The sequence below is a fragment of the Paenibacillus sp. MAEPY2 genome, assembly GCF_000499205.1.
Lineage (GTDB): Bacteria > Bacillota > Bacilli > Paenibacillales > Paenibacillaceae > Paenibacillus > Paenibacillus vandeheii.
Genome location: NZ_AWUK01000017.1, coordinates 233,576 through 247,818, shown reverse-complemented (window position 1 = coordinate 247,818; position 14,243 = coordinate 233,576). Strand labels below are relative to the sequence as shown.

Annotated in this window: 11 protein-coding genes; 7 read left to right on the top strand and 4 right to left on the bottom strand. The window is 46.8% G+C overall.

All coding sequences use genetic code 11. The features are described 5' to 3' along the window. Window positions 1–32: 32 nt before the first annotated feature. Complete coding sequence (locus tag P364_RS0116230) at window positions 33–557, bottom strand: type 1 glutamine amidotransferase domain-containing protein (protein ID WP_024631152.1); 525 nt, start codon at window positions 555–557, stop codon at window positions 33–35. Between the two features lie 275 nt (window positions 558–832). Here P364_RS0116230 and P364_RS0116225 point away from each other — a divergent pair, with 275 nt between their 5' ends. From P364_RS0116225 to P364_RS0116210, 4 genes are all read left to right on the top strand, one after another. Beyond that, complete coding sequence (locus P364_RS0116225; RefSeq protein WP_052016637.1) at window positions 833–1,246, top strand: hypothetical protein; 414 nt, start codon at window positions 833–835, stop codon at window positions 1,244–1,246. Window positions 1,247–1,368: 122 nt separating this feature from the next. Then, on the top strand, window positions 1,369–1,716 hold the full coding sequence (ytxJ, locus tag P364_RS0116220) for a bacillithiol system redox-active protein YtxJ (RefSeq protein WP_024631150.1): 348 nt from the start codon (window positions 1,369–1,371) through the stop codon (window positions 1,714–1,716). 92 nt (window positions 1,717–1,808) lie between these two features. Beyond that, complete coding sequence (gene ccpA, locus P364_RS0116215; protein WP_024631149.1) at window positions 1,809–2,822, top strand: catabolite control protein A; 1,014 nt, start codon at window positions 1,809–1,811, stop codon at window positions 2,820–2,822. A 158-nt stretch (window positions 2,823–2,980) separates the two neighbouring features. Further along, on the top strand, window positions 2,981–3,676 hold the full coding sequence (locus P364_RS0116210) for a 5'-methylthioadenosine/adenosylhomocysteine nucleosidase (RefSeq protein ID WP_024631148.1): 696 nt from the start codon (window positions 2,981–2,983) through the stop codon (window positions 3,674–3,676). 151 nt (window positions 3,677–3,827) lie between these two features. Here the strand turns inward: P364_RS0116210 and P364_RS0116205 are convergent, their stop codons facing one another. Further along, complete coding sequence (locus P364_RS0116205) at window positions 3,828–4,460, bottom strand: GNAT family N-acetyltransferase (RefSeq protein WP_024631147.1); 633 nt, start codon at window positions 4,458–4,460, stop codon at window positions 3,828–3,830. Between the two features lie 270 nt (window positions 4,461–4,730). Here P364_RS0116205 and acsA point away from each other — a divergent pair, with 270 nt between their 5' ends. Next, window positions 4,731–6,455, top strand: a complete 1,725-nt coding sequence (acsA, locus tag P364_RS0116200) for an acetate--CoA ligase (protein WP_024631146.1) — start codon at window positions 4,731–4,733, stop codon at window positions 6,453–6,455. A 178-nt stretch (window positions 6,456–6,633) separates the two neighbouring features. Here acsA and P364_RS0116195 read toward each other — a convergent pair whose 3' ends face one another. Beyond that, a complete protein-coding gene (locus P364_RS0116195) occupies window positions 6,634–9,762 on the bottom strand; it encodes a transglycosylase domain-containing protein (protein ID WP_024631145.1) in 3,129 nt (1,042 codons plus the stop codon). Window positions 9,763–10,121: 359 nt separating this feature from the next. Then, window positions 10,122–10,721 carry a 30S ribosomal protein S4 gene (rpsD, locus tag P364_RS0116185; RefSeq protein ID WP_024631144.1) on the bottom strand — a complete coding sequence of 200 codons (600 nt, stop codon included), beginning with the start codon at window positions 10,719–10,721 and terminating at the stop codon, window positions 10,122–10,124. 463 nt (window positions 10,722–11,184) lie between these two features. On the opposite strand from rpsD, the gene P364_RS0116180 reads away from it, so the two are divergent. Both P364_RS0116180 and P364_RS0116175 read left to right on the top strand, forming a co-directional pair. Next, window positions 11,185–13,164: a sensor domain-containing diguanylate cyclase gene (locus tag P364_RS0116180; protein ID WP_024631143.1), complete on the top strand. Its 1,980-nt coding sequence runs from the start codon at window positions 11,185–11,187 to the stop codon at window positions 13,162–13,164. A 130-nt stretch (window positions 13,165–13,294) separates the two neighbouring features. Next, window positions 13,295–14,161 (top strand): hypothetical protein, encoded by an 867-nt coding sequence (locus P364_RS0116175; RefSeq protein ID WP_024631142.1) that lies wholly within the window; start codon window positions 13,295–13,297, stop codon window positions 14,159–14,161. Window positions 14,162–14,243 lie beyond the last annotated feature (82 nt).

Sequence of the window (14,243 nt, the reverse complement as noted above, 5' to 3'; positions counted from 1 at the left end):
AGCCCCACGCCATAATGGTGTGGGGCTTTGCTTTATTTGTCAGCAAGTGCATCGCAAAATGCTTTGCCATACGGAGGAAGGTCAGGTGGACGACGAGCTGAAATGATGTGTCCATCCACAACAACGGCTTCATCTTTCCAGATAGCCCCGGCATTTTCCATGTCATCTCTGATTCCAGGCGTAGATGTGACCGTAACCCCATCCAGTATTTTAGCTGAGATCAGCACCCACCCTGCATGACAGATCTGTCCGATAGGCTTACGATCTGAGTGCATTTCCTTAACCAGTTCAATTACTTTAGGGTAGCGCCGAAGCTTGTCCGGAGCCCAACCGCCGGGTACAAGAATACCATCGTATTGTGAACTATCCAGTTCATCAAAACTGTATTCCGCTTCGGCGGGAACACCATATTTACCGATGTAGATTTTACCTTTTTTTTCTCCGGCGAGATGCACCTCAGCGCCTTCCTCACGGACACGATGCACCGGATACCACAGTTCCAGATCTTCGAATTCTTCATCGACCAGGGCGATGACTTTTTTGCCTGTTAATCTCATTCATCATCTCTCCTTTTGCGGTAATTAGTACATAGCGTCCTTATTGTAACAGATTCTCACAGTGACTTCATTGTCATGCATTTTCTCCATCACGTAAGCGATTCCAACTCAATGTATGCCTGCATTCGACAACCTTCATCTGGAGGTAGTGGTAATTTGTTCAACCTATGGTTTATAGCAGGATTTGAGCGGAAATAGGTCGAATGGTATCTATATAAGAGTATAGAACGAATGAGGTGATGACTGTGCGTAAGACGTGCAGATGCGGACATGTAATGGAACTTGAATTAAGAACGGTGGTATACGCCAAAAAGGTGGAGATTCGTAACGTACCTGTATTTGCTTGTACAGACTGCGTTTCCTATGAAGTGCTTCAGCCGGTCAAGCCGGATTTGAAAGAGTGCATCAGTACACTTGGGGAACAACCTGCTAAACAGGATGTATCGTTTGGAGAGCGAAATGAACTTGCAGACCTTTTTCATGAGCAGCTTCTGGCCTGGCCTGACGCTACGGATCGAGAGATGGAGCATCGGATGCAATGTGCTGTGGAAGAGAGAATTAACCTGCTGCTGGACATTATGGGGTACGCCCAAAAGTCTAATGATGAGGAATGGATCGAAACAACACAGCGCAGATTGGGTCAATTATCCGGATTTGTATGGCAGGCGCATTTCTCGAATGCTGTCTAATTTTGACGTGCAAAATGCTTGTTTTCATGAAAATTGGCTTTTTCGCCCGCTTTTTGTTAAGATATCGTAGAGTGAAAACGCTCAACATAGCGGTATTCCTGGTAAAGGGGGATGTATATCAAATGGCTGACATGACTAAAATGACAAGTATTGAACAGCTAAACTCCGCAGTGGAGGCTACCGAGGATCAACCCTTGCTTCTGTTTAAGCACAGTACACGCTGCCCGATCAGCGCGAACGCCTATCAGGAGATGAACGATTATTTGCAAAATAGTCCAAATGAACAAGTGAAATACGGTATCATCTATGTAGTGGAAGATCGCCCTGTATCCAACGAAGCAGCGGACAAGCTGGGTGTTAAGCACGAATCACCGCAGGCGATTCTAGTCAAAAAGGGAATTCCTGTATGGCATACTTCCCACTCGGATATTACTTCAACCACAATCACGAAAGCACTGCGTGAGTCCTAAAGCCTATTTTAATTGATTAATGCATAAATTTGTCGTAATATAAATCTTAATGAAAATGGTATGAAAATTTACTGGTAATGGAGAGAAGTACTGTGACGGTAACCATTTATGATGTGGCACGTGAAGCCGGTGTCTCTATGGCAACGGTATCACGGGTTGTTAATAATAACCCTAATGTTAAGCCACAGACGCGCAAAAAAGTATATGAAGCCATCGATCGGTTGGGATATCGTCCGAATGCGGTAGCCAGAGGTTTGGCGAGCAAGAAGACAACCACGGTCGGGGTCGTTATTCCGGACATTTCGAACTCAACCTTTGCAGAGATTGCCCGCGGGATTGAAGATATTGCGAATATGTATCACTACAACATTATTTTGTGTAACGCGGACAAGAAGAAAGAAAAAGAAATTCGTGTAATTAACACGCTGCTGGAGAAACAGGTAGACGGTCTGCTCTTCATGGGTGGAACGGTAACGGACGAGCATATTCAGGCGTTCCAGTCAGCGGCTGTGCCGATCGTTCTCTGTGCAACAAGTGACGAGAAGGGCACGTATCCTTCTGTAGATATCGATCATGAAGCTGCGGCATTTGACGCTGTAAACACATTGATCCGTCACGGACACAAGGAAATCGCAATGATCAGTGGTACATTGCAGGATCCTGCCAACGGTTATGCACGTTTCCAAGGCTACAAGAAAGCACTTGAAGCAGCAGGTATGGAATACCAGGAAGATCTCGTACGCATTGGTAACTATCGTTATGAGTCTGGTGTGGAAGCGATGAAGTATTTCCTCGGATTGAAGAAAAAACCATCGGCAATCTTCGCTGCAACAGATGAGATGGCGATTGGTGCTATTCACAGCATTCAGGATGAAGGTCTGAAAGTACCGGATGACTTCTCCATCATTAGTGTGGATAACATCCGTATGGCTTCCATGGTCCGTCCTCAGCTGACCACGGTAGCTCAACCGATGTATGACCTGGGCGCTGTAGCAATGCGTTTGCTGACCAAACTGATGAAGAAGGAAAATGTGGAGAACCCACGGGTTATTTTGCCGCATGAAACGATTCTCCGTCTGTCTGTAAGCCACGCAGACGTAGTTTAAATAAGAAAGGGAGAAGACATTCTCTCTACATAGTGGAATTACGGAAGCTCCGGAAACGGAGCTTTTGTGCTGAATGGGGCTTTGAGCTTAAACGGAAAATCATACTGGATGGGACAAGGTCAGGTTCAACATGCAGAATGTATACAGGAGGTCGGAATATGCGTGAAACGATCGGCATTATTGGTGCAATGGATGAGGAAGTAGAACTTCTCCTGGCTGGTATGAAGCAACTGGAGACTGTAAAACAAACCGGAATTACCTATGTCGCTGGCGAATGGTTGGGTAAGCAGATTGTGGTCTGCAAATCAGGCGTAGGTAAAGTGAATGCGGCTGTGACGACACAGATTCTAATTGATCGTTTTCAGGTAAACCGTATTATTTTCACAGGTGTCGCGGGCGCAGTTAATCCGGAATTAAACATTGGGGATATGGTTATCTCGTCGGTATGTGTACAGCATGATATGGATGTGACCCCACTTGGATTCGAGCGCGGGGTTATTCCTTACCAGGAGACGTCTGCCTTCCCTGCGGAAGCATCACTTATCACATTAGCTGAAGAAGCCTGCAAAGCGCAGGGAGCGAACTATCTGATCGGTAAAGTGCTGTCAGGAGATCAATTCATTGCAAGCAAGGATACCGTGAAAATGCTTTATACTGAAATGGATGGGGCGTGTGCGGAGATGGAAGGGGCTGCCGTAGCGCAAGTAAGCTTCATGAACCGTGTTCCCTTCGTTATACTTCGTGCTATGTCTGACAAAGCCGATGGATCAGCGCATGTAAACTTTGCCGAGTTTACGGTGGAGTCTTCCCAGCGTTCCCACCGAATTGTGGAACATATTCTGGAACATATGTAGACCTAAGATATGCACGTTTTGAGTGTGACAGAGGGTTAAAAAGGCAACAAAAAACCGCTTCTTCGTAGCAGATCATCCATGATGAAACTGTTCACGAAGGGGCGGTTTATCTATGTATACCTATTTCAAAATCATCCATGTGGATTCGTAATCAGTACATAAAACGATGGCGGAATCGCACACGGTCGAACTGTTCTTCCGATTCAAGAGGCACTTGGCTGCCAATACGGACCATGAGGCAGTTTGCCGGATGTGAACAGATCTCGGGATCATCAGTGGCGTACCAGGTCATGTCTACGGTTTGCATCAATTTTTCCATCATCTTGCGGTAATCCCATACGGAAAGGGCGCTGCCTTTCAAATCCCAATGCCAGTAATATTCCGTTGTGAATATGATATATTTCTCCATCTGTCCGTTTTCAAACGCAGTGAGCAGCATCTCGCGTCCAATCCCGAGAGAACGATAGGAATCGGCAACCTCGATGGCGCCCAGCTCAATCAGATCGGTCATGTTGCCTTCCGACCATCGTTCGCATTCATCTGCATAATGAAAAGTCACATAACCGACAATGGTCTCATTTTCCCGTGCAATGATGATTCGACCTTCGGGCAAGGCGGCAATTTCGGCTAATGCCTCCTGCTGTTCCGAAGGGCGCCTGAAGGCATCGAGATCGGTATGAAATTCAAGCTGCTTAATCGTCTCGGCCTGAACAGGTCCCTCAATGATGATTCGGTGGCCGGACTTGAAGATGGAACGCACATGATGCTTCTTAATATGCTCCATGGTTCATGCTCCTCTCTCCCCCTACTTATAGCAAAAAACCAAAAATTTGAAAAGCCGTAGACGATGATTGAAAAGATTTGCTATAATTGCGTAGACAAAAAATGTTCACAATTCAACTGCAGTTTGGGTTCATCGGTTTGGCCAAGCAAGTACATGATGAGAAGTTCTCTCTACTAATGTAAGCGCTAACTGGAAGTTCAGTCAACACAAAGGCAATCAGAAGTACCCATAATGGGAATCGAAATGTCGAGTTGAAGGAGGCTGGCAAGCATGAGTCAAGCACATGGTGAGATGCTGCAAACGGTTGTGTCTGAATCTAATCTGGGCGATTACACGGAGGCCCGAAGCCGGTTTGATTGGGAATCGGTTGAAAGGCACTTTACGTGGCACGCCAGCGGGAAAGTCAACATGGCGCATGAAGCGATAGATCGTCATGTGCTGGAAGGAAGAGGCGGAAGAACGGCACTGTTATACAGTGATGCTTCTCGTGAAGAGGCGTATACGTTTGCTGACTTGAGCGAGCAGTCGAGTCGCTTCGGTAACGTACTGCGCAAATATGGCATAGCCAAGGGAGATCGGGTATTTATTTTTATGCCTCGCAGTCCTGAGCTCTATTTCAGTCTGTTAGGCATATTGAAGGTTGGAGCTATTGCAGGTCCGCTATTTGAAGCCTTTATGGAAACTGCGGTGAAGGATCGGCTGGAGGATAGCGGAGCTGTGGCATTGGTGACTACCCCTCAATTGCTGGGACGAATTAAACGTTCCGAATTGCCGGAACTCAAGCATATCTTTGTTGTGGGTGGCGGTCCGCAGACGGAAGAAGGACTCATCGACTTTGATACTGAGATGTCGCAAGCTTCGGACGATATGGAAGTGGAATGGCTGACTCGTGAAGATGGTCTGTTGATTCACTATACATCCGGCTCTACTGGTAAACCTAAAGGTGTATATCATGTGCAGAATGCGATGATTCAGCATTATTATACCGGCAAGGTTGTGCTGGATTTGCGCGAAGATGACGTATACTGGTGCACAGCTGATCCCGGGTGGGTCACAGGTACATCCTACGGGATCTTTGCACCCTGGTTGAATGGCGTGACCAACGTTATTCGCGGGGGACGATTTAGTCCAGGAGACTGGTACAGCACCATTGAGAAAAATAAAGTCACCGTATGGTACAGTGCGCCGACTGCTTTCCGGATGCTGATGGGTGCGGGCGAAGAGACCATTGCCCAGCATGATCTGAGCAGTCTTCGTCACGTCATGTCCGTCGGTGAACCACTTAATCCGGAGGTCGTTCGTTGGGGCTGGAAAGCCTATGGTCAGCGAATTCACGATACCTGGTGGATGACTGAGACGGGTGGACAGCTGATCTGTAATTATCCGGGCATGCCGATCAAACCAGGTTCCATGGGTCGTCCATTACCGGGAATTGATGCAGCCATTATTGATGATCAAGGACAGGAATTGCCACCATACAGTATGGGGAACCTGGCAATTCGTACATCTTGGCCGTCCATGATGGCGAAGATCTGGAATAACCCGGCCAAATACGAGGAGTATTTCCGACTTTCTGGCTGGTATGTATCCGGTGATTCTGCGTATATGGACGAAGATGGCTATTTCTGGTTCCAGGGCCGGATTGATGATGTCATTAATTCATCAGGGGAACGAATTGGCCCCTTTGAGGTGGAGAGCAAGCTTGTAGAGCACCCTGCGGTAGCAGAGGCAGGTGTTATCGGCAAACCGGATGTAACTCGTGGAGAGATCATCAAGGCCTTTGTGGCACTGCGTGAGGGCTATGAGCCGACACCGGAGCTGAAGGAAGAGATCTATCGATTTGTAAAAGAAGGTTTGTCTGCCCACGCTGCTCCCCGTGAGATTGAGTTTAAGGATAAACTGCCCAAGACCCGCTCCGGCAAGATTATGCGCCGCGTGTTGAAAGCCTGGGAGCTGGATCTGCCGACAGGCGATCTATCGACCATTGAAGACTAAAGAGTAAACGAGTAGGATGCAGCGCGTCTGCCTGCCCCATGATACCAATGCAAAGCCTGATCCGTGTTTCATTGCGGATCAGGCTTTTGCTTTTGGGTTCAATGCTTCAATGCAAAACAAAAACCCCATCCTCAACATATGAGAATGGGGTTAAAAGTGGAATCTTGATAACTCTGTATTACGGTTGGAAAAGCACGGCACTGGACGCTTCAGATTCGCCTATACTGTTGCTGGCAGATACCTTGAACCATCCACTGGTGGATGCAGGCACTCCGTAGTCCATGGAGGTACCTGAAGTTGTGCCAATTTTGGTGTATGGGGCTGCCCCCGTTTCACTAAAATATACAGCATAACTTTGAACGCCATCCGATTCCGGATTGGAGGCCCACTGAATGCGAAGTCCTTGGGAGAGCGCCGACACGCTCACTTGGCCCGGTGTAGCCGGAGCCGTAGTTGCGGCGTTCTCATTCTGGGAATCTTCCGGTGTAACGACCGTTCCCGGAACATTAATCGGTTCATTTATCTCTTCATCTGGAGGAGGCTGTGCCACTCCTGCACTGCTAACTGCTGCACTAGGAGCTGACTCTCTGCCAGCGACATCCACTGCTGTAACGTAGAATGCAAAGTCCCCACCTTGTGCATAAGCGCTGAATGATCTGGACTCACCTGTCAGGACAACCTGCCCCTGATTTTGGAATCCGGCACCATTTACTGAGCGATACAGGCGATAACCTACCACGTCACTTTCCGGTGTGGCATTAAACGTAATGACAGCATTCCCGTTAGCAACGGAAATTCTTACATTGCCTGGTGCATCCGGTGCCTTGCCGTTATCTGTTCTTGGATCGATCTGTGTCGGCATGTCTGCATCAGCATCTTCCGGCAGGTAATAAGCCAATGATTCATGACGACTCATGCGTGAGAATGCACTTTGAAGTTCCTTGATGAGATCAGAGATCGGTTTTTTGCGCTTGACGACCGTTTTCTCCTTCGTCATGTCTCCAGGCGTTTCATCACGCGGAATGTAGTTGACACCATTGTAAGTGATATATTTGGCTTTTGCGACGCCATCATCGCTATCCTTCGGCACAAATTTGCTATTGAAAATATCAGTGACAAATCTGTCCGTCAGAGATGTTGGCAATTTGCCGCTATAAGCAGATACGGTTCGTGTCTCGATTCCGGATGGTTTCTTGAACGAATCGGTTACAAACATCTCTTTATCTGTAGCAATGACTTGATTCATAATTTGGGTCCACAGCTGCTGGGCACGTTTCTTCTGTGATCTGGTCTCCAGCGTATTTACCGGCTGTTTGTATCCCACCCATACACCTAGTGTGACATCCGGCGTATAGCCTTCAAACCAGACATCCGCATAGTTTTGGGTTGAACCCGTTTTGCCTACAATTGGCACACTTTTGGAGTACTTGTAATTTTCACGAACTTTATCCGCTGTACCTTCCGTAATAACGGTGCGAAGCATATCTGTCATTAGGTATGCCGTCTGTTCCGAGAAGGCCTGAACAGGTTCTGCATCGTGTTTATATACGATATTGCCATTGGAGTCTACAATTTTGCTGATCATATAGGAATCATTGTACACACCATTGTTGGCGATGGCTCCATAGGCATTGGTAAGCTCCTCGACGGTAACACCGTACTGAAGTCCTCCAAGAACACCAGTCTGAGCTTGGTAATCAATCGGCTGGATGGTGGTAATCCCCAGCTTCTTGGCAAAAGCCCATGATTTGTCGATGCCAACTTCCTCGTTGAACAGCTTCAATGCAGGCACATTCAGCGAGTAGTTGAGTGCTCTGCGGGCAGTCACAAGTCCTTGGTAGCGATTGTTGGCATTTTTCGGAATATGGAATCCATTCGGACCGTCCTTCAGAATAATCGGTGAATCATCAATAATGGAAGCGGGTTGAACAAGTCCTTCATCCAGTGCAGGCAAATAAGCAGCAATAGGTTTCATGGTTGAACCTGGCTGACGCACCATCTGGGTTGCATAGTTCATCTGCTCATCCTGGAAATCACGGCCTTCAATCATGCCGAGAATAGCGCCTGTTTTGTGATTAATCAGCATGGCAGCTGTCTGTTCTTTTCCCTTCACGGGATCGTCAGCAGAGAAATTACTGTCATCTTCAGCAATGGTACGCATGGTTTTGTAGATACTCTTGTTGATGGTTGTATAGATGCGGTATCCACCTGTACGTAACTGCATCTGGGCTTCTTCCAGCAGGGCACTGCTTTCTTTCTGCGGTGTATCGGTACCCGTATCCGAATCCGTACCTGTATCTGCCTTGGCATCAGTGCCTTCAGCTTTTTCCGAATTCAGTTGCTTCATTAAAATCTGTGCAGCTTGTCGTTCCGTTTCCATCATAAGGTATGGATAAGTATTGTAAGCTTTGATGGTTTTGGGTGCGAGTGAACTCTTGATGTCAAAAGCAAGAGCTTCGTCATACTCGGATTGATCGATTTTGCCCAGTTCCAGCATACGACGCAAGACCAGATGCTGACGATTGATTGCACGCTCAAAATTATCCTCAACAAAATCACCTTTTCCATTAAAGGCAGAGTAAGAGGAGGGAAGCTGAGGCAAACCTGCAAGATAAGCAGCCTGAGCTGTGTTTAATTTGCTCAAATCATTGATATTGAACAGTCCTTTGGCAGCTGCCTTGACTCCATATACATTATATCCACTGGAGCCGTTACCAAAAGGAACCTTGTTCAGGTACGCTGTCATAATTTCGTCTTTGGTCAGGAAACGTTCGAGTCGGAGCGAGAGTAATATTTCTTTCACTTTCCGGTCCTCGGTTCGATCCAGATTGAGGAATACACGCCGGGCCAATTGTTGAGTCAGTGTGCTTCCGCCCGTTTGAACAGATTCTTTCAGCACTTTCTGTTTCACGGCACGGAGCGTTCCGCTCATGTCTACACCTTTATGTTCGTAAAAATGATTGTCTTCAATCGAAATGACTGCATCAATAACCTTTTGCGGAATCTGGTCAAACGTGACCGGACGCCTGTCTTCTTCTGTTCGTAATTGACCGATCGGGCTGCCGTCGGCAAAGTAAGCAAAGCCTGTGATGGAGTTTTCGCTGACTTTTTGTTCAATCAGCGCCCTTGAACGGACGGGTTCGTCTTTCACAATGGAACTGACGTATCCCATCAGAGCACCGCCTACAAATAGTACCCCCATGAATCCCAGGACAACCATCCATTTGACGAAACTACCCAGTCTGCGGGCAAAGCTGCGCTTGCGTGCAGGCTGTTCATCGGGCTTATTCTTATTAACATCAACCATTCAGTGTCTTCCTCCTTTTAACAGCACTTATTATAGCATAAAAAGGCTGGTTTGCATGCCTGAGAAATACATGCAATGGTCGAAAATTGCCATTCTTTCTTGGATTATGATATATATCATACGGAATTGAATTACATATCATGAGAAGACGTGGAGAATTTCAGTAAAACGTGGAAGTATTGAGCATGCAAGTGTGAATGGAAATAGATGACTAACCATACAAAGGAGGGCGTATCCATGCATCAGGTGCAGGTACGACCTCCTTGTTCTTTCCCTGGTGTTTCTTTTGTAATAAAAAAAACAGCTGCCGAGAAAATCTCGACAGCTGTTTGGAGTAAAGCTTAATGAAATTCCAACGATTAACGGTTGTAGAACTCGACGATTTGTTTTTCGTCGATGTCTTGGGACAATTCCGAACGCTCAGGCAAACGAATAAATTTACCTTCCAGAGCAGTATCGTTGAATTCTACGTATGCCGGAAGATGCGAACGGTTTTCAATAGCTTCCTTAACGGAAGAAAGACCGCGGCTTCTTTCACGCAGGCTGATAACGTCGCCAGTGCTTACTTGGTAAGAAGCGATGTCAACTTTTTTGCCGTTTACAGTTACGTGACCGTGGGATACCAACTGACGCGAACCAGCGCGGGAGTTAGCGAATCCAAGGCGGTATACGAGGTTATCCAGGCGGCTCTCAAGCAAGAACATGAAGTTTTCACCCGCGATACCTTGCATTTTTTGCGCTTTAGCAAAGAGAGTGCGGAATTGCTTCTCGCCCAAACCGTACATGTGACGCAGTTTTTGTTTTTCTTGCAATTGCATACCGTAGTTGCTGATTTTTCTCCGTTGGTTAGCTCCGTGCTGACCTGGAGGGAAAGGACGTTTCAATTCTTTGCCTGTTCCGCTCAGGGAAATGCCGAGGCGACGGCTCAATTTAAATTTAGGACCAGTGTAACGTGCCATGTTTAAAGTAGCTCCTTTTTAGTTAAAGTTCATATAGGGCTCTGTTTGCGCTCCAATTTGTTGATGCGGGCTAAGCCTCGCATAAAACGATCAGGAAAGTTCAGCCGCTGTCCTGAAAGCAACAAAAAGAATGAGGGTGACACAACCGGTAATGCCCAAATTTAAAGACCCATTAGTAGTCTTCATCAACAATTTATTTTACAGTTTACTAGAACCAAAGTCAAGCATGTGATAAAAGCAAAAAAACGTCTAAATTTGTCGATAGGTCCTTAGGCCCAAAATAATGGGACAATTTTCTGAAATATGGATGCAAAAAACCTTTAAAGAGAGTAAAATAGATTGTATCTTAACTTTAAATGATCTTATACATTAAGGTTATCGCATAGAATTTGCAGGTTTGCGATAACGTCTGCAGATTAATGCATCCGAGTGGATGCAAAAACGGTGCAAAGGAGCGCCTGACATGTTAGAACATCTAAGAAGTAAACCCGCCAGCTTGAATTCGCGAAGTTCGGGCGATTCCGCATCTTCTGCCGCTCCTCACGAAGCGCATGTATTCTGGATGCAAAAAATGGATATCACACCTTTTGATTTTTCATATCTGGGAGGCCTGCTGCAGCAAGCGTATACCGACTGGTATACCCAACGACGGCCACACTCAGACAGATCATCGATAATATACAACGTATGGAATACAGAAGGGATCTGTATGGGGCAAGGAAAAGAAGGGGCTCCTCCGCTGGACGTACATTCGACTGTAATGCAATGTCTTGAATCGGGACAGGCACAGTCGTTACGTGGAACCACTGAAAATGGAGAATATCATCTAATGGCTGAGCCACTTTTCTCCAGGACAAACAAGGATATGTTTGCTGTCTTCACTGCTGTAACCTACGAGCAAAATCGAGATGACACGTCTGAAGCCGTTGTTCGATCGGAGGCATTGCATTATCGTACCTGCTTTTACCGAAGATTTGAATACATATTTATGACGGACATGTTACATGCTCATGAACAAACTGCTCGTGAAGAACACCGAAGGTCGATTCTGTTCCAAATCGTTCAACGGATGCATGACAAGATGGATGTGGACGCCATTTTGGATGAAGTGTTTGACAGCATTGACTACTTATATCCAACGACGGGCATGACACTGTATATGTCTCAGGATCAGAGCAGCCTTAACCCTCGCATCAAGCCGCTGCTTGTTCATGAACGTGGAGAAGACATCTGTGTACAATCGTTCATGGAGGGCAAGCTCATTGTTGTTCGGGCACGTGAAGGTGAGCATCGCATTCTGGAGGTTGGCCTTCCTCTAAAAGGCAAGCAAGGGATCTATGGTGTATTTCACATTGAGATGAATGAGGAGTTAATGGAAGATTCGGATCTGCAACTCATTACGATGATGGCGGATACAGCCGGAACTGCCTTTGAAAATGCCAAGCTGCACGAGCAATCGAATATGTTAATCCAGGAACTTCGTCTAATCAATGATCTGACACAACGTTTGAATAAGAGCCTGCAGCTGATGGAGATCTATCAATTCTCCGAGCAGGAGTTGAAGGACATCTTTCAGGCTGAATCCTGCTGTATCCTTCAACTGGATGACACTACGAGTCATTTCGAAGTGATGTCATCCAATGTAAATGAGTTATGCCGCAAATCATTTCCAATAGACTACGGAATCGCAGGGGTGCTGTATGAGACAGAAGAACCGCTCATTCTATCCAATTATGCGGATTATGATAAAGTGTCATCCGTCTTCATGGATATTACCGGTTCTATGTCACTAATAGCTTCGCCCGTTCGGGTGAATGGTGAAGTGAAGGGCGCCATTCTGCTGGGACATCCCAAAACACAGTATTTTTCGTACGATAATTATCGTCTGTTGCAGATGCTGTCCATTCATATAGGACTTGCCCTTTCCAATGCAACACTTCATGCCGAGGTACGACGCTTGGCAAACCTGGATATGCTGACAGGGCTGTATGTAAGGCATTACCTGGATAGTGTGATCCACGAACGTCAGACCCATGATTTCTGTGGGGCGCTGGTGGTTGTGGACATTGACCAGTTCAAGCAGGTGAATGACACATTTGGGCACCAAACAGGTGATCAGGTGTTGAAGCAGGTGAGCGATATTGTAACGAGTTCTGTCAGACCTGAGGACATCTGCGCCCGATGGGGCGGGGAAGAGCTGGCCATCTATATGCCCCAGATTGGTGCTCGTCAGGCACTGGAATATGCCGAGATCATTCGCACGAGGGTTGCTGAAGAGACAAGGCCTCCGGTGACCGTATCCAGTGGTATTGCGGAATGGAACTGGATGGATGAGAAAGTCAGTGTGGAATCGTTATTTTACCGGTCTGATATGGCTCTGTACGATGCGAAGCATGGCGGTCGAAACCGGATCGTCATGGAAGAACAGGAAGTTACACGTTAAGAGAGGACTATTCCGATTGCGGAGTCGTCCTCTCTTTATTTTTTGAAATGGCGATGCCAAAGGAAGGAAGTATAAGCAAATAAGGGAGGGGCAGGCTATGGAGAAAGTTGACGGAAGGGTGGAATAAAACATGTTGAAGCGTCGGTCTATACGTGGGCTATTGTTGATTCTAAGTATTGTTGTGTTATGTGCTCCTGGTTGTGGATTGTTAGAGCGTGATCGAAGTCCCGAGGAATTATTCTCACTGGCTTTATCAGGAATAGCAGGCAAAGAAAAGCTGAGTTTTGACGGGGAAGCGGGACTGCGACGTGAAAGCAGCGGGTTGTTCGAAAATCAGTTCAAATTTGAAGGCAAACTGGAGGATCATGACCGCTTGACCTTGCAAACGAGACTACCTGGAGCTGTGACTGCTGCCGGAACGGGAGTAAAAGGAGTGAATGCCAAGGCTGTTAACAATAGCGGTCAACCAAGCGGATTTAGCGCTTCTTTTGTACGAAAACAAGGACAATGGATGGCTTTAACTGCCGAGCATGAGCCTCTCCGCGGCTCGCTGTCCCGCTTTAATCCCATTGCACAAATGGAAAGTATCGATCGGTTGAACAAAACGATAAAGTCCGAATACGGTTCAGGCCGTCGAACAAAAATACTGCGGATTGAACTCGAACCGAAAGATGCCAAAACCTGGGCGCTCGCGCAGCTTAACGACGAGATGAACGCAATCCGGGCTGAGTATATGCACAAGGCAGCTACAGTTAAGGGAGGCAGTCAGGAGGAGCTTGAGAAGGATCTGAGCAAAGTGTGGGAGCAAGGGGAAACATCGATGGAAGAGATGATGAAACAGGCCGAGGTACATACGGTATATCATCTAACCGTAGATCGGAAAACCAGCTTGCCCTTGCGTCTGTCCTCAGAAAGCCAGGTGAGCTATAAGGATATGAACAGCAAAAAGAATAAAGAAGCCCTTGTCACAGATGTAAACTTCAGGGCCTATGAGTAAATGAATTGTGGGACTGCCTGCTGACGGGATTGTTGTAGCGTGCTACAATAGTATCGTAATTTACCGTTGTTCAATTCAGGAA